Annotated in this window: 16 protein-coding genes; 9 read left to right on the top strand and 7 right to left on the bottom strand. The window is 54.6% G+C overall.

The features are described 5' to 3' along the window. Nucleotides 1-11: 11 nt before the first annotated feature. The 4 genes from fadD to yoaA all read right to left on the bottom strand — a co-directional run bounded on the left by fadD (nucleotide 12) and on the right by yoaA (nucleotide 5,246). On the bottom strand, nucleotides 12-1,697 hold the full coding sequence (fadD, locus tag OGX84_RS13720) for a long-chain-fatty-acid--CoA ligase FadD (protein WP_080750364.1): 1,686 nt from the start codon (nucleotides 1,695-1,697) through the stop codon (nucleotides 12-14). Nucleotides 1,698-1,901: 204 nt separating this feature from the next. Continuing rightward, nucleotides 1,902-2,483: a Slp family lipoprotein gene (locus OGX84_RS13715; RefSeq protein WP_047463245.1), complete on the bottom strand. Its 582-nt coding sequence runs from the start codon at nucleotides 2,481-2,483 to the stop codon at nucleotides 1,902-1,904. A gap of 99 nt (nucleotides 2,484-2,582) precedes the next feature. After that, nucleotides 2,583-3,278: a tRNA (adenosine(37)-N6)-threonylcarbamoyltransferase complex dimerization subunit type 1 TsaB gene (tsaB, locus tag OGX84_RS13710; RefSeq protein ID WP_047463242.1), complete on the bottom strand. Its 696-nt coding sequence runs from the start codon at nucleotides 3,276-3,278 to the stop codon at nucleotides 2,583-2,585. Nucleotides 3,279-3,335: 57 nt separating this feature from the next. Further along, a complete protein-coding gene (yoaA, locus tag OGX84_RS13705; RefSeq protein ID WP_115181549.1) occupies nucleotides 3,336-5,246 on the bottom strand; it encodes a DNA repair helicase YoaA in 1,911 nt (636 codons plus the stop codon). 129 nt (nucleotides 5,247-5,375) lie between these two features. Here yoaA and OGX84_RS13700 point away from each other — a divergent pair, with 129 nt between their 5' ends. Beyond that, entirely contained in the window at nucleotides 5,376-5,720 is a 345-nt protein-coding gene (locus OGX84_RS13700) for a RidA family protein (protein WP_012132064.1), read from the top strand. Between the two features lie 7 nt (nucleotides 5,721-5,727). On the opposite strand, the gene OGX84_RS13695 is transcribed toward OGX84_RS13700, so the two are convergent. Further along, complete coding sequence (locus OGX84_RS13695) at nucleotides 5,728-5,907, bottom strand: YoaH family protein (RefSeq protein ID WP_012132063.1); 180 nt, start codon at nucleotides 5,905-5,907, stop codon at nucleotides 5,728-5,730. Between the two features lie 72 nt (nucleotides 5,908-5,979). Here OGX84_RS13695 and pabB point away from each other — a divergent pair, with 72 nt between their 5' ends. From pabB to pdeD, 4 genes are all read left to right on the top strand, one after another. Continuing rightward, on the top strand, nucleotides 5,980-7,341 hold the full coding sequence (gene pabB, locus OGX84_RS13690; RefSeq protein WP_286458081.1) for an aminodeoxychorismate synthase component 1: 1,362 nt from the start codon (nucleotides 5,980-5,982) through the stop codon (nucleotides 7,339-7,341). Nucleotides 7,342-7,344: 3 nt separating this feature from the next. Beyond that, a complete protein-coding gene (locus OGX84_RS13685; protein ID WP_047463238.1) occupies nucleotides 7,345-7,923 on the top strand; it encodes a CoA pyrophosphatase in 579 nt (192 codons plus the stop codon). 184 nt (nucleotides 7,924-8,107) lie between these two features. After that, nucleotides 8,108-9,472, top strand: coding sequence for an L-serine ammonia-lyase (gene sdaA, locus OGX84_RS13680; protein WP_024130267.1), 1,365 nt, complete (start codon nucleotides 8,108-8,110; stop codon nucleotides 9,470-9,472). Nucleotides 9,473-9,611: 139 nt separating this feature from the next. Continuing rightward, the gene (gene pdeD, locus OGX84_RS13675) at nucleotides 9,612-11,210 is read left to right on the top strand and encodes a cyclic di-3',5'-guanosine monophosphate phosphodiesterase PdeD (protein WP_112002007.1); all 1,599 of its coding nucleotides are present in this window, start codon (nucleotides 9,612-9,614) and stop codon (nucleotides 11,208-11,210) included. A 26-nt stretch (nucleotides 11,211-11,236) separates the two neighbouring features. Here pdeD and yoaE read toward each other — a convergent pair whose 3' ends face one another. Next, on the bottom strand, nucleotides 11,237-12,796 hold the full coding sequence (gene yoaE, locus OGX84_RS13670; RefSeq protein WP_047463233.1) for a CNNM family cation transport protein YoaE: 1,560 nt from the start codon (nucleotides 12,794-12,796) through the stop codon (nucleotides 11,237-11,239). After that, on the bottom strand, nucleotides 12,784-12,924 hold the full coding sequence (locus OGX84_RS22850; RefSeq protein WP_371320444.1) for a protein YoaL: 141 nt from the start codon (nucleotides 12,922-12,924) through the stop codon (nucleotides 12,784-12,786). The genes yoaE and OGX84_RS22850 overlap by 13 nt, the downstream gene beginning before the upstream one ends. Nucleotides 12,925-13,239: 315 nt before the next feature. On the opposite strand from OGX84_RS22850, the gene manX reads away from it, so the two are divergent. Genes manX through OGX84_RS13650 form a run of 4 tightly spaced genes read left to right on the top strand, consistent with a single transcriptional unit; the run spans nucleotide 13,240 to nucleotide 16,442 of the window. Next, on the top strand, nucleotides 13,240-14,205 hold the full coding sequence (gene manX / locus OGX84_RS13665) for a PTS mannose transporter subunit IIAB (protein ID WP_112002006.1): 966 nt from the start codon (nucleotides 13,240-13,242) through the stop codon (nucleotides 14,203-14,205). A gap of 58 nt (nucleotides 14,206-14,263) precedes the next feature. Then, nucleotides 14,264-15,064 (top strand): PTS mannose transporter subunit IIC, encoded by an 801-nt coding sequence (gene manY / locus OGX84_RS13660; RefSeq protein WP_012132054.1) that lies wholly within the window; start codon nucleotides 14,264-14,266, stop codon nucleotides 15,062-15,064. A 12-nt stretch (nucleotides 15,065-15,076) separates the two neighbouring features. Continuing rightward, the gene (gene manZ, locus OGX84_RS13655; RefSeq protein ID WP_012132053.1) at nucleotides 15,077-15,928 is read left to right on the top strand and encodes a PTS mannose transporter subunit IID; all 852 of its coding nucleotides are present in this window, start codon (nucleotides 15,077-15,079) and stop codon (nucleotides 15,926-15,928) included. Nucleotides 15,929-15,983: 55 nt separating this feature from the next. Further along, nucleotides 15,984-16,442, top strand: a complete 459-nt coding sequence (locus tag OGX84_RS13650) for a DUF986 family protein (RefSeq protein ID WP_112002005.1) — start codon at nucleotides 15,984-15,986, stop codon at nucleotides 16,440-16,442. Nucleotides 16,443-16,799: the final 357 nt, after the last annotated feature.

Here is a 16,799-nt window from a genome sequence, read left to right as displayed (position 1 = left end):
TTGCTTAAAGCTCAGGCTTTATTGTCTACTTTGCCACGCGCTTCGTCACGTAATTCTCGTCGTAAAATTTTTCCGACGTTCGATTTAGGCAGTTCGTCGCGAAACTCCACCAGCTTCGGCACTTTATACCCCGTCAACTGGCGACGACAGAAGGTAATCAATGCCTCATCGGTCAACGCCGGGTCTTTCTTCACGACAAAGATTTTCACGCTTTCACCGCTGCTGCCCGAAGGTACGCCGACTGCCGCCACTTCCTGAACGCCAGGATGCTGCATCACCACGTCTTCAATTTCATTAGGATAGACGTTAAAGCCGGAAACCAGAATCATATCTTTTTTGCGATCGACGATGCGCAGGAACCCTTCGTCATCAATCACCGCGATATCCCCCGTGTAAAGCCAGCCGTCTTTGACGATTTCATCCGTCGCGTCCGGGCGCTGCCAGTATCCCAGCATCACCTGCGGCCCCTTCACGCACAGCTCGCCAGGCTCGCCTGTTGGCACCTCGTTGCCCTCGTCATCCACCAGTTTTACATCGGTAGAGGGAACGGGCAGCCCGATACTGCCGCTGTGATAATCGATATCATGCGGGTTCACGCTGACCAACGGCGCGCACTCGGTCAGACCGTAGCCTTCAAGCAAATATTGTCCGGTCAGTTTCACCCAACGTTCTGCAACCGCATGCTGTACCGGCATACCGCCGCCAGCAGAAAGGTGCAACGTAGAGAAGTCCAGTTGCTGGAATTCTTTGTTGTTCAGCAAGGCGTTAAACAGGGTGTTAACGCCGGTCATCGCGGTAAACGGATATTTCGCCAGCTCTTTCACCATGCCCGGAATGTCGCGCGGGTTAGTGATGAGCAGGTTTTGCCCGCCCAGTTCAATAAACAGCAGGCAGTTCATGGTCAACGCGAAAATGTGATACAGCGGCAGCGCCGTCACCACCAGCTCTTTCCCCTCATGCAGCAACGGCCCGTAGGTGCCTTTTACCTGCTCCAGGTTTGCCAGCATGTTGCGGTGCGTCAGCATCGCGCCTTTCGCTACGCCGGTTGTACCACCCGTGTATTGCAGGAACGCCAGATCTTCGGTGACCAGCTCAGGCTTCACGTACTGCATCCGATAACCTGCGTGTAGCGCGCGGCGAAAAGAGATCGCATCCGGCAGGTGATATTTCGGCACCAGACGCTTAATGTATTTCACGACAAAGTTAACCAGCGTACCTTTCGCGGTAGAAAGCTGGTCGCCCATACGCGTCAGAATTACGTGCTGTACGGACGTTTTATCGACCACTTTTTCCAGCGTGTGGGCAAAGTTAGAGACGATCACGATAGCCGCCGCTCCGCTGTCATTGAGCTGATGCTCAAGCTCACGCGGCGTATACAGCGGGTTGACATTCACGACGATCATCCCGGCGCGCAAAATACCAAACAGCGCGACCGGGTATTGCAGCAGATTCGGCATCATTAGCGCGACGCGGTCGCCTTTTTTGAGGCCCAGCCCTTCCTGCAAATAGGCCGCGAATGCCCGGCTGCGCTCTTCCAGTTTGCGGAAGGTCATCACCTCCCCCATATTGACGAACGCAGGCTGGTCGGCGTAACGCACGACGGCATGTTCAAATAATTCAACCAGGGATTGATAACGGTCAGGATTGATCTCCGCCGGGACATCAGCGGGATATCGGTTAAGCCAAACCTTCTTCAAAGCATCACCTCTAAAATGAGTGTTCGTCGTCATCGCAACCCCAGTTAATAAACAAGTCGTTAACATAATATTAACTCAGCGTACCAGTTTATTAATCACTCAACGAAAAGGTTGCGAAGCGCGTCACTATTTATTTTTCTTATGTCCGTATTAATGCAGAAACAGCGGACCAGCCGCTGTCTCTTTTATTGATAAAACAAGGGGTTATTCAGTTACGATCGTTTGAACCTGTGCGGGGCCTGGGTTATACCATCCCCAACCGCCATAGCCGTACGGCCAGCCTCGTCCACCGTAGAACCAGGGATCGATCGGCTGCGGCGGCATGACGATCTGCTGAGTAAGGTGCCAGCGTTTATAGCCCGTTGCCTGCATCAGCATAAACTTATACGGCGTACTGCCGACCTTACCGTCCACCGTGCCGGTAATCGGCCCGACGACCGTCACCAGTTGCCCACGGAAGTCTACCGGGTCAAGGAAGCCGTTCACGTCGGCATAAATCCGCCCTCGCGAAGCCTCACCGAGGATCGGACGCGCGCCGTTATCAAGCGGCACGCTGGCGATTTCCAGCCGCGTTTTTCCCTGCTGGTTTTGCACATCCACCACTTTACCGCCAAAACGCGCTTCCTGGCCGACGTACAGCTGCGGCGCATTCATAACCCGCACCAGATCCTGCTGCGGCGTGGGACTGGAACCTTTGATGGCATCCGGGACGGTAACGCAGCCACTCAGCGTTAACGCGACCACTCCCGCCAGAATTCCTTTCATTACCTGTTGTTGAACCGCCATAGTGCGACTCCTTTTTTCTCAGCACATATTCTCGTCATACTTCAAACTACCTGTGTGTAACAGCTACGTTCAAATTATTCAGGGTGATAATACTGAGATTCATTCTTTGCCCGGAAGTTTCTTCCACGCGACGTTGTTACGTAAATAAACCGGTTCGGCCTGTTCAACCGCGACGGTTTTCCCCGCTGCCAGCATCTGACTGGCGAGAGGCAGCATATCCTCCGCCGCCGGAAGCAGAACGTCGCCATCGCGCAAAGCCAAACCGCTGTCTTTACCCAGATCAGGCCATGCAGGCCAGCCTGTGCCAACAGTAGCCCACTCCCCGGAAAGCTGCTTCAACCGTTCGCTAACCAGCCCGGGATTTAACACGGCCTCGGTCTCTTCCCCGTGCCAGACGCCATTTTCATCACGCTGGTATTCCGCCCAGTAGACTTCGCCCATACGTGCGTCAATCGCCGCCAGCACGCGCGTAGCGCCGCTTTTACGCCAGGCGCCCTGCGCCATTGTCGCCAGCGTTGAAACGCCAGTCATCGGCAGGTTCGCGCCCAGCGCCAGCCCCTGCGCAATGCCAATGCCAATGCGCACGCCGGTAAAACTGCCGGGGCCGCGACCAAACGCCAGCGCGTCGATATCGGTAAGCGTAATGCTGTTGGCGGCCAGGATATCCTGCACCATCGGCAAAATACGTTGGGTATGTTCTCGTGGGCAAAGCTCAAAATGAGCGTTGATATTACCGTCATTCCACAGGGCAACGGAACACGCTTCTGTGGCGGTATCGATAGCCAGAATTCGCATGGGTCTTCGTGCTTAAATCAATAAAATGGCGCGCATCTTACCATACTCCGTAACAAATTACTCGGCCGTTGGTATGGCGAGAAATCTGACGGCGCGGGCGATGTCCCGGGTGCGCGGCGTGGGCGGCAGGCTCGCCAGGAAGGTGGCGCCATACGGTCGCATCACCAGCCGGTTATCGCAAATCACCAGCACCCCACGATCGTCGGAATCGCGAATCAGACGCCCCACCCCCTGTTTCAGCGTGATGACCGCGTCGGGTAGCTGCACTTCATCAAACGGATCGCCGCCGCGCAGACGACAATCCTCCATCCGCGCTTTCAGCAAGGGATCGTCAGGAGAGGTAAAAGGTAATTTATCGATAATCACCAGCGACAGCGTATCGCCGCGCACATCCACCCCTTCCCAGAAGCTGCTGGTTGCGACCAGTAGCGCATTACCGGCGCTGACGAACTGTTGCAGCAGTTGACCTTTGCTGGTTTCGCCCTGCAACAGGACGGGCAGCGTCATGGTGGCGCGGAACTGTTCCGCCAGATCGCGCATCATGGCATGCGACGTACACAGCATAAAGCAGCGGCCATTGTTGGCTTCGATGATCGGTCTTAACATTGCCGCCAGCTGTCGGGCAGAGCCCGGCTGGTTAGTTTGCGGCAGGTTACGCGGCACGCACAACAGCGCCTGGCGGGTATAGTCGAACGGACTGGGCAACAGCATCGATTCGGCCTGTTCAATGCCCAGCCGCGCCGTAAAGTGATGGAGATCGTCGTTCACCGACAGCGTGGCAGAGGTAAAAATCCAGCTGCCGGGTTTCTGCGCCATCACCTCTTTGAATTTATCCGCGACCGTAAGCGGAGTGAGCGCCAGCGTGAAATGGCGCGACGTGCATTCGTACCAGTAGCTGTACCCTGGCTGGTTGATCTCTTTTAAGCGTTTCAGCCGCGCACGATACAAGGTCGCACGCTCGAAAGCGGCATCCAGCAATGCGGAACGCCCCAGAGACAGTTTTGCCACGTCGTAGCAAAGCTCAAGCGTATCGTCGAGCAGCAATAGCGCGCGCTGTACCCGTGGGTCGGCCAGCAGCTCACGTAAATTTCCGCGATAGCCCGGCTCGCCCAGTTGCAGGCGAAAATCCTGCGCGCTCTGCGCCAGTCGGTCGGCGCATTTCTGCAACTGCTGGGTGTCTTTCAATTCCGTGCGGTAGGCGATGGTAAAATCTTTCGCCAGGTCGAGGAGCTGTCGGCTGGAGAGCGACTGGCCGAAATACTGGCTGGCGATATCAGGAAGCTGGTGGGCCTCATCGAAGATCATCACCTCCGCCTCCGGGATCAGTTCGCCAAACCCACTCTCTTTGACCACCATATCCGCGAGGAAAAGATGGTGGTTGACGACAACCACATCGGCGTCCATCGCCTTTTTACGCGCTTTAACCACAAAACAGTCTTTATACAGCGGGCAGTCGCTGCCCAGACAGTTGTCATTGGTGCTGGTGACCAGCGGCCACGCCTGCGAGTCTTCCGCTACGCTGACGCAGGTACTGATGTCGCCGTCTTCGGTTTGATTCGACCACGACCGCAGCAAAATCACATCGCTTAAAATTTGTACCGGCAAATCGCCGCCCGCCAGCGCTTGCTGTTCGAGACGTTCCAGACAAAGATAGTTAGAGCGCCCTTTCAACAGCGCCAGTTTACCGGTGAATTTGAGGGCGTTTGAGACGGTGGGAAGATCGCGACTGTAGAGCTGATCCTGCAACGCTTTCGATCCCGTCGAGATGATCACTTTTTTTCCGGCGCGTAACGCCGGCGCGAGGTAGGCATAGGTTTTGCCTGTCCCCGTCCCGGCTTCGACAACAAGCGGTTGTGATTTTTCAATAGCATGCGTGACGGCAACGGCCATCTGCCGCTGTGGTTCGCGCGGTTTAAATCCCGGTATCGCTTTAGCCAACTGACCGTCTGCTGCAAAATCGTCCGTCACACTACCCCCTGTTGATTTGAACAGGGATTATGTCAGGACGCCGTCGCTTACGCCAGTTGAAGAGGTGACGGCAACGCAACATTATGGCAGTCTTGCCGCGTCGAACGGAAAGTTAACGAGGAATGATTTATGACTATCATACGTATTGATGCCGAAGATCGTTGGTCTGATGTAGTAATCCATAACAACACGCTTTATTACACCGGTGTGCCGGAAAACCTCGACGCCGATGCGTTTGAACAGACCGCCAACACGCTGGCGCAAATTGATGCGGCGCTGGAAAAACAGGGCACCCGTAAGTCACGTATTCTTGATGCCACTATTTTCCTGGCCGATAAAAGCGATTTTGCCGCCATGAATAAAGCCTGGGACGCGTGGGTCGTTGCCGGTCACGCGCCAGTACGTTGCACGGTGCAGGCCGGGCTGATGAACCCGAAATACAGAGTTGAGATCAAGATTATCGCCGCAGTGTAATGCGACGTTATTCGTCCTCATCCTCAAAACGCGCCACGATCCGCTCGCCGGTATGGGTGGCGCGCAGTTCATCCGCCACCTGCGCGATTGCCTGTCCGCTGCTCATTCCTTGCGACATCAGTTCCTGAATGCGCTCTACCGCTTTTTGTTGCTGCTCGTGGCTGAGTGAAGGTAAACCTGCAAACATTGTTAACTCCTGCTAAATTGTCTGCGCTAATTATTTCATGCTACCCGGCACATAGCCAGTAGACCAGGACCGATGAAGACATTATCACCCGCTGTTATTATTTTACCGTGGCGCCCGGACGCCGCCGAGTACTATTTTGCCCCGCTGAGCCATCAGCCCTGGGCCATGCTGCTGCATTCCGGCCATGCTGAACATCCGCATAATCGTTTTGATATTCTGGTGGCCGACCCCGTGGCAACGCTGTCGACACACGGCGAAGAGACCCGCGTGCGCGATAAGCATGGCACAACCACGACCGCCGACGATCCCATGACCGTGTTGCAGGCGGCGCTGGCGTCTGCGGGCATCCAGCCGCCATATGACCCCAATCTGCCGTTTCAGGGCGGCGCGCTGGGGCTGTTAGGTTACGACCTTGGCCGCCGTTTTGAATCCCTGCCCACGCTCGCACAGCGCGATATCACCCTGCCGGATATGGCGATCGGCATTTACGACTGGGCCTTAATCGTCGATCATCGCAGACAGACCGTCTCTCTGCTGAGCCATACCGATGTTCACGCTCGCCTTGAGTGGCTGGCGCGTCAGCAGACGCCGGTGCGAAAACCCTTCGCGTTGACCTCCGCATGGCAATCAAACATGACCCGCTCGCAGTACGGTGAAAAATTCCGCCAGGTGCAGAGCTGGCTGCACAGCGGCGACTGTTATCAGGTTAACCTCGCCCAGCGTTTTCAGGCTGACTATCAGGGAGATGAATGGCTGGCCTTCGTGCGGCTGAATCACGCTAACCGCGCCCCGTTCAGCGCGTTTTTGCGCCTGGAGGACGGTGCGATTCTGAGCCTTTCTCCCGAGCGCTTTATTCAGTCCGAAGAGGGTCACATTCAGACTCGCCCAATCAAAGGCACCCTTCCCCGGCTGGACAACCCGCAGGCGGATCGCCAGCAGGCGCTAACGCTCGCGATGTCGGCAAAAGACCGTGCAGAAAACCTGATGATTGTCGATTTGATGCGTAACGACGTCGGCCGCGTTGCCGTTCCGGGGTCGGTCAAGGTTCCCGAGCTGTTTGTGGTTGAACCCTTCCCGGCGGTACATCATCTTGTCAGTACCATTACCGCCCGTTTGCCCGATAATTTACATGCCACCGATCTGCTGCGCGCCGCTTTTCCTGGCGGTTCAATTACCGGCGCGCCAAAAGTCCGGGCGATGGAGATCATTGACGCGCTGGAGCCGCACAGACGCAACGCCTGGTGCGGCAGCATCGGCTACCTGAGTTTTTGCGGCAACATGGACACCAGCATCACGATCCGCACGCTTACCGCTGTAGACGGGCATCTCTATTGCTCTGCGGGCGGCGGCATCGTAGCGGACAGCCAGGAGGACGCGGAATATCAGGAGACGTTTGATAAAGTGAATCGAATTTTGCAGCAACTGGAGAACTGAGTCGTGGAAAACAGCAGCCTGACCCTTGATGATTTTTTATCGCGCTTTCAACTTTTGCGCCCGCAGGTAAATGGTGAGACGTTAAACCATCGTCAGGCTGCCGTGCTGATCCCGGTGGTTCGCCGCGCCCGGCCGGGTCTATTGCTGACTCAGCGTTCAGCGCGCCTGCGCAAACACGCCGGTCAGGTCGCGTTCCCCGGCGGCGCCGTTGACAGCAGCGATGCGTCGCTGATTGCCGCTGCGCTGCGTGAAGCGCAGGAAGAGGTGGCAATCCCGCCGGAATCCGTCGAAGTGATTGGCGTGCTGCCGCCCGTGGACAGCGTCACGGGTTTTCAGGTTACGCCGGTGGTCGGCATTATTCCCCCGAATCTGCATTATCACGCCAGCGAAGATGAGGTGGCCTCTGTCTTTGAGATGCCGCTTTCAGAAGCTCTGCGTCTGGGGCGTTATCATCCGCTGGATATTTATCGACGCGGCGATTCACATCGCGTATGGCTTTCGTGGTATGAGCATTATTTCGTCTGGGGAATGACCGCCGGAATAATTCGTGAGCTGGCGCTGCAAATTGGCGTGAGACCCTGACTATACTTATCTTTACACGCGCAGAACACAACTTGAGATTCCCGTCCCAACATTAGTAAATACGTGGTTATCCATTAGTTTAATTCATGTGAATAGTTAAGCCGATCGCCGCGTTCCCTCTTACACTATGCGCAGTTATTACATCGTAACCGGGAAGCCCGGTCACCCTGTCAGGAGTATTATCGTGATTAGTCTATTCGACATGTTTAAGGTGGGGATTGGTCCCTCATCCTCCCATACTGTAGGGCCTATGAAGGCGGGTAAACAGTTCGTCGATGACCTGGTCGAAAAAGGATTACTGGATAGCGTTACCCGTGTCGCCGTCGACGTGTATGGTTCACTGTCGCTCACGGGTAAAGGTCACCACACCGATATCGCCATTATTATGGGTCTGGCGGGTAACGAACCTGCCACCGTGGATATTGACAGCATCCCTGGTTTTATTCGCGACGTTGAAGCGCGCGGTCGCCTGTTACTGGCGCAGGGCCAGCACGAAGTGGATTTTCCCCAGGATAACGGGATGCGTTTTCACAATGGCAACCTGCCATTGCATGAAAATGGAATGCAGATCCACGCGTACAATGGCGAAACCGTCATTTATAGCAAAACGTATTATTCCATCGGTGGCGGCTTTATTGTCGATGAAGAGCATTTTGGTCAGGACGCCGCCAATGAGGTCAGCGTCCCTTATCCGTTTAAATCGGCGACCGAAATGCTGGAATATTGCAACAGCACCGGTCTGTCGCTCTCCGGGATGGTGATGCAGAACGAACTGGCGCTGCACAGCAAAAAGGAAATCGAAGAGTATTTCGCCAACGTCTGGCAGACCATGCAGGCGTGTATCGATCGCGGGATGAATACCGAAGGGGTTCTGCCGGGGCCGCTGCGCGTTCCGCGTCGTGCTTCCGCACTGCGTCGCATGCTGGTTTCCAGCGATAAACTGTCCAGCGACCCGATGAACGTCATTGACTGGGTCAATATGTTTGCGCTGGCGGTAAACGAAGAAAACGCCGCGGGCGGGCGTGTCGTTACGGCGCCGACCAACGGCGCTTGCGGGATCGTGCCTGCGGTGCTGGCTTACTATGACCACTTCATTGAACCCGTCAGCCCGGATATCTACACCCGTTACTTCCTGGCCGCAGGCGCTATCGGCGCGCTGTACAAAATGAACGCCTCGATTTCCGGCGCCGAAGTCGGCTGCCAGGGAGAAGTCGGCGTCGCCTGCTCAATGGCGGCGGCAGGACTGGCAGAGCTGCTTGGGGCCAGCCCGGAGCAGGTGTGCGTCGCCGCGGAAATCGGCATGGAGCACAACCTGGGGCTGACCTGTGACCCGGTTGCCGGTCAGGTTCAGGTGCCGTGTATCGAGCGTAACGCGATTGCTTCGGTAAAAGCGATCAACGCGGCGCGTATGGCAATGCGCCGTACCAGCGCCCCGCGCGTCTCGCTGGATAAAGTCATTGAGACCATGTACGAAACCGGCAAGGACATGAACGCGAAGTACCGCGAAACATCACGCGGCGGGCTGGCGATTAAAGTCCAGTGTGATTAACAAAACATAGCCTGCCACTTCGCCTATCTCCCACTGATGGGCGAATTTTTCTCATCAATCTCGTCTGCGGTAAATTTCCCCACTACACTTGCTGTGTTGCAATTGGCTTTTGTGACCAACGGCTTATCAGGCGGCCCGCATGCAAACAGCACAACGGATCATTAAAAATTATCGCCGCAATCGTTTCATCGTCTGCACGGTCTGTGCGCTGATCACGCTTATCCTCACATTGAGTGTCCGATTTATTTCGGAGCGAAATATAAATCAGCATCGCACCGAAACGTTCGCCGCTCACGCCGTAGAGACGCTGGATGAAGTGCTCCGCCCTCTACAGGCAGGGCGCGATCTCCTGCTGCCCCTGGTAGGACAACCCTGCCCGGCCGCGCATTTTTCCTTGCGTAAGCAGGTCGCCAGACTGCAAACCGTGCGTTCCATTGGTCTGGTTCAGAACGGTATTCTCTACTGCTCCAGTATCTTTGGCTCACGCGACGTGCCGATTCACCAGCTACAACCCGATCTGCCTGCGCCAAATAACCTGTTGCTGCTGTCTACCGATCAGTCCCTGCTCAAAGACAGCCCGATTCTGATTCAGTGGTATCCGTCATCGCCTGATGGCAAAAACGGGCTCTTTGAGATCGTCAATATTGATCTTCTGGCGATGATGCTGCTTGAACCGCAACAGCCGCAGATCGCCAGCGCAAGCCTGACGGTCGGCAACCGCCACTTACTCTATGGTCAGGGGGTGGTGGAGGCGCTACCCGCCCTGAACGGTGAAAAACGTTATCAGCGCGCATCCCAGCACTTCCCCTTCACCATCAGCGTGACGGGGCCCGGCGCTGGCGAGCTGGCGCTACGCCATCTGCCGACGCAGCTGCCGCTGGCGGTGATGCTGAGTTTACTGGTGGGATATCTTGCCTGGCTGGCAACGGCCAGCAGAATGAGTTTTTCATGGGAGATCAATCTCGCCCTTGCCGCCCGTGAATTTGAACTGTTTTGCCAGCCGCTGTTAAATGCCCGTACGCAGCAATGCGTGGGGGTTGAGATCCTGCTGCGCTGGAATAACCCGCGACAGGGATGGATTTCTCCCGATGTTTTTATCCCTATCGCTGAAGAACACAACCTGATCGCCCCCCTTACCCGCTATGTCATTGCGGAAACCATTCGGCAGCGGCATTTCTTCCCGATGAACAGCCAGTTCCATATCGGCATCAACGTTGCGGCCAGCCATTTTCGTCATGGCATGCTATTAAAAGATCTCAATCATTACTGGTTCAGCGCCCATCCTGTTCAGCAACTTGTGCTTGAGCTGACGGAACGGGACGCCTTACTGGACGTCGATTATCGGCTGATGCGTGAACTCCACCGCAAAGGGGTGAAGCTCGCCATTGATGACTTTGGCACCGGCAACAGCTCGCTGTCATGGCTGGAGAAATTGCGCCCGGACGTGCTGAAGATCGACAAATCATTTACCGCGGCGATCGGTACTGATGCGGTGAACTCCACGGTGACCGATATCATCATCGCGCTGGGGCAAAGACTGAATATTGAACTGGTAGCGGAAGGCGTTGAAACGCGAGAGCAGGCGCAATATTTGCGGGGACACGGCGTTCAGGCGTTGCAGGGATTTCTGTTCGCAAGACCTATGCCGCTTCACGATTTTCCTCAGTGGCTGGCGGGTAGCGCACCGCCGCCCGCCCGGCATAACGGACACATGACGCCCGTTATGCCGTTTCGTTAGATCCCGGTTTTACCGGGGAACGGCGCTTATTCGTCTTCGTGGTGAGCAGGTTGTTCTTTAACAATACGAACCAAATCAACACGGTAGTCGTTCGCTTCGACAATCGTGATATGAAGCGGCGCAACGTCGATAACATCGCCCACCTGCGGGATATGACCGTTTACGGCGATAACCAATCCAGCGACGGTGGCGATGTCTTCCTCGTCGTTCACCAGGTTATCGACATCCAGCGCCTGTTGCAGGGCATGCAGATCCGTCCCCCCCTTCACCAGCCAGCCGCCCGCTTCGGTAATGATCTCAGGCGTTTCGTCGGCATCCGGGAACTCACCGGCAATCGCTTCCAGCACGTCCAGCGGCGTAACCAGCCCCTGCACGACGCCAAACTCGTTGGTGACGATGACGAAGCTGCCGCGAGCGCGACGCAGGACGCCCAGCAGATTAATCGGATCCAGCGTTTCCGGGACGACAATCGCTGGTGATTCCGAAGCAATCGCGGCCACATCCACGCCCTCTTCCAGCGCCACCAGCAGTTCTTTCGCGCGAACAATACCGATGATCTCATCCAGTTCGCCGCGACACACCGGGAACAGGCTGTGCGGAGAAGAGAGTAACTGTTCGCGGATTTCATCCACGCTCAGGTCAGCATCCACCCAGCTGATTTCACCGCGAGGCGTCATGATGCCGCGCAGCGAACGGGACGCCAGGGTCAGCACGCCGTTGATCATATAACGCTCTTCTTCAGCAAACGCGCCTTCAGGTACAGGCACCGTCGCCGGGCTGTCAGACTCGTGCTGCGCGCTCGCCTGACGTTTACCACCCATCAGTCGCAGGATGGCGTCTGCGGTGCGTGCACGCAGCGGTAACGTTGACTGATGGCGAATAAAGTTACGACGCGCAATCTGGTTGAACAATTCGATGACGATTGAGAAACCGATAGCAGCGTACAGATACCCTTTCGGAATATGGAAGCCAAAACCTTCCGCCACCAGGCTCAGACCGATCATCAACAGGAAGCTCAGACAGAGCACTACAACCGTCGGATGCTGGTTGACGAAACGGGTAAGCGGCTTAGACGCCAGCAGCATCACCGCCATCGCAATCACCACGGCAGCCATCATCACTGGCAGATGGTTAACCATACCCACGGCGGTAATTACCGCGTCAAGGGAGAAGACGGCATCAAGGATAACGATCTGCGTTACCACGACCCAGAAACTCGCATAGCCTTTGCCGTGCCCCGAGTCATGCTCGCGGTTCTCCAGGCGCTCATGCAGCTCCGTCGTGGCCTTAAACAGGAGGAAGAGACCCCCGATGAGCATGATCAGATCGCGCCCTGAGAAGGTGAGATCCCAGACGGTAAAGAGTGGTTTCGTTAAGGTCACCATCCACGAAATGATGGACAGCAGGACCAGGCGCATCACCAGCGCCAGCGACAAACCGATAAGACGCGCCTTATCACGCTGCTTTGGCGGCAGCTTGTCAGCCAGAATCGCGATAAAGACCAGGTTATCAATACCCAGAACAATTTCGAGGATAACAAGCGTGAGCAAACCCGCCCAGATTGAGGGGTCCATTAAGAATTCCATGACAAGCTCCTGCTTAAGGAATAGCGAACAGGCGAGAAAGCAATATGCGAATTAAGGTTGCGGCCAAAAGAGCCAGACAGACAGGCCTGATACGGCCTCAAAGTGAAATGACGTCGGTGACGATCCATACGGCGGGCTACTGCCCTATACTCCTTACTAATTAAACGGAAGCTAAACATAACAGAGACAATGTCTTTTTGGCAAAGATTTACCTTCCTTTGCAATGAGATGTTACAGGGATATTTTACACTACGAAATTTCTCTGATGTGAAAGCTAAATTGCGGATCTTCATCACATAAAATATTTTTTTCGCTATCTAAAATAATTCCCGGAAATAACTGTTTTTTCATTATAACCCTTATCTGAATCGATTCGAGTGCGGACGGCGATTCAAAATACATCTGTCACGTTGATGTGTTAACGATAATAAAGGAGGTAGCAAGTGACCATTGCTATTGTTATAGGCACACATGGTTGGGCTGCAGAGCAGTTACTTAAAACAGCAGAAATGCTGTTAGGCGAGCAGGAAAACGTCGGCTGGATCGATTTCGTTCCAGGCGAAAATGCCGAAACGCTGATTGAAAAGTACAACGCTCAGTTGGCAAAACTCGATACCAGCAAAGGCGTGCTGTTTCTCGTTGATACATGGGGAGGCAGTCCATTTAATGCTGCCAGCCGTATTGTCGTCGACAAAGAGCACTATGAAGTCATTGCTGGCGTCAATATTCCGATGCTGGTGGAAACGTTCATGGCCCGCGATGACAATCCGAGCTTTGACGAATTAGTCGCTCTGGCGGTAGAAACCGGTCATGAAGGCGTGAAAGCGCTGAAAGCGAAACCGGTTGAAAAAGCCGCTCCGGCGCCGGTTGCTGCGCCAAAAGCGGCGGCGCCCGCTAAACCAATGGGACCCAACGATTACATGGTAATCGGTCTCGCCCGTATCGATGACCGTTTGATTCACGGCCAGGTCGCCACCCGCTGGACCAAAGAGACCAACGTCACCCGCATCATCGTCGTGAGTGATGAAGTTGCGGCGGACACCGTACGTAAAACGCTGTTAACACAGGTGGCACCTCCGGGCGTAACGGCGCATGTGGTAGACGTTGCCAAGATGATTCGTGTCTATAACAACCCGAAATACGCAGGCGAACGTGTGATGCTGCTGTTCACCAACCCTACCGATGTGGAACGTATCGTTGAAGGCGGCGTGAAAGTGACTTCCGTAAACATTGGCGGTATGGCTTTCCGTCAGGGTAAAACGCAGGTTAATAACGCCGTTTCCGTCGACGAGACCGATATCGACGCCTTTAAAAAGCTCAACGAACGCGGTATCGAGCTTGAGGTTCGTAAAGTTTCCACCGATCAGAAACTGAAAATGATGGATTTGATTGCCAAAGTGGCGAAATAACCACCCGGCATTTAATTAGCATTCACACTTAAGTCTGTATAGCAATAGGAGAAGTACAATGGAGATTACCACTCTTCAGATTGTGCTGGTGTTCATCGTCGCATGTATCGCGGGTATGGAGTCGGTACTTGATGAATTTCAGTTCCACCGTCCATTGGTGGCCTGTACGCTAATCGGTGCCGTTCTTGGGGACATGAAAACCGGTATTATCATCGGTGGTACCCTGGAAATGATCGCGCTTGGCTGGATGAACATCGGTGCTGCCGTTGCGCCTGATGCCGCGCTGGCTTCCATTATTTCAACCGTGCTGGTTATCGCCGGTCATCAAGGCATTGGCGCAGGTATCGCGCTGGCGATTCCACTGGCGGCCGCAGGTCAGGTGCTGACCATCATCGTACGTACCATCACCGTGGCATTCCAGCACGCGGCGGATAAAGCGGCCGATAGCGGCAACCTGACGGCACTGTCCTGGATCCACGTATCCTCCCTGTTCCTACAGGCAATGCGTATCGCGATTCCGGCGGTTATCGTGGCGATTTCTGTCGGCACCAGTGAAGTTCAGGGCATGCTGAATGCGATCCCGGAAGTCGTGACCAGCGGTCTGAACATCGCCGGCGGCATGATCGTGGTTGTCGGTTACGCAATGGTCATCAACATGATGCGCGCGGGCTATCTGATGCCGTTCTTCTACCTCGGCTTCGTCACTGCGGCATTCACTAACTTCAACCTGGTTGCTCTGGGCGTAATTGGCGCGGTAATGGCCATCCTCTACATCCAGCTGAGCCCGAAATATAACCGCGTAGCCGGTGCGCCAGCTCAGGCTGCTGGTAACAACGATCTCGATAACGAACTGGACTAACAGGTGAACGAAATGGTTGATATGACTAAAACTACCACTGAGAAAAAACTCACTCCGAGTGATATTCGTGGCGTGTTCATCCGTTCTAACCTGTTCCAGGGGTCATGGAACTTCGAACGTATGCAGGCGCTGGGCTTCTGCTTCTCCATGGTGCCGGCGATCAAACGCCTGTACCCGGAAAACAACGACGCGCGTAAACAGGCGATCAGACGTCACCTGGAGTTCTTCAACACCCATCCTTACGTTGCCGCTCCGGTACTGGGCGTTACGCTGGCGATGGAAGAACAGCGCGCCAACGGCGCGGAGATCGACGATGGTGCCATCAACGGTATCAAAGTTGGTCTGATGGGGCCGCTGGCAGGCGTGGGCGACCCTATCTTCTGGGGTACGGTTCGTCCGGTATTCGCCGCGCTGGGCGCGGGTATCGCGATGAGCGGCAGCCTGCTGGGGCCGTTGCTGTTCTTTATTCTGTTTAACCTGGTGCGTCTGGCGACCCGTTACTACGGTGTGGCTTACGGCTACCGTAAAGGCGTCGATATCGTTAAGGATATGGGCGGCGGCTTCCTGCAAAAACTGACTGAGGGGGCGTCAATCCTCGGCCTGTTTGTCATGGGAGCGCTGGTTAACAAGTGGACGCACGTCAATATTCCGCTGGTGGTATCACGCATCACTGACCAGACGGGTAAAGAAAACGTCACCACCGTGCAGACCATTCTCGATCAGTTGATGCCGGGTCTGGTTCCGCTGCTGCTGACCTTCGCCTGTATGTGGCTGTTGCGTAAGAAAGTGAACCCGCTGTGGATCATCGTTGGCTTCTTCGTCATCGGTATCGCCGGTTACGCTTGCGGCCTGCTGGGTCTGTAATTCTGTTGTACACTACCGGGGCCCTTTGGCCCCGGTTTTTTTATCTGGAGGATTAATGACTGTCACGGACCTGGTGCTGGTTCTTTTTATTGTCGCGTTACTGGCTTACGCCATTTACGATCAGTTCATCATGCCCCGCCGTAACGGCCCCACTCTGCTTGCAGTGCCTCTGCTGCGTCGTGGTCGTGTTGATAGCGTTATCTTCGTCGGCCTGGTCGCCATTCTTATCTACAACAACGTTACCAGTCACGGCGCGCAAATTACCACATGGTTATTATGTGCACTGGCGCTGATGGGGTTTTATATTTTTTGGGTTCGCGCCCCCAGGATCATCTTCAAACAGAAAGGTTTTTTCTTCGCCAATGTCTGGATAGAATATAACCGTATTAAAGAGATGAATTTATCGGAAGATGGCGTACTGGTGATGCAATTAGAACAACGGCGCCTGCTTATTCGCGTACAAAATATCGACGATCTGGAAAGAATATATAAGCTTCTTGTTTCATCTCAATGAGTTACAGATATAGCCTGAACTATGTTTTAAGTATATTCGCGAATAAAAAAACATAGCTAAGGCTATATTCATCCCGCCTGATTTGTTATTTATTTTAACGTTTTATTGATAATTAAATCTAAATGAAAATCGTTTTCAATTAGAAGTCAAATAATATTTCGCCATTGTTGTTTTATATTCTCAAAATATGTTAATGTTGCGCCGTCATTTGGGGAGTAGCCGATTTCCAGACTCAGGAAATGTACGTGTCAACATACTCGTTGAAAAACGTGGCGCGTACGGACTGATATCACTCTATTTTCAGTCAGGCGAGACCATATGCACATCAACTGCTATGCATAGCTTATGAACGCCATG

Source organism: Citrobacter sp. CK202 (genome assembly GCF_030333225.1).
Classification (GTDB): domain Bacteria; phylum Pseudomonadota; class Gammaproteobacteria; order Enterobacterales; family Enterobacteriaceae; genus Citrobacter_B; species Citrobacter_B koseri.
The sequence above is the reverse complement of the archived record's forward strand: the minus strand, read 5'-3'. Positions and strand labels throughout refer to the sequence as shown.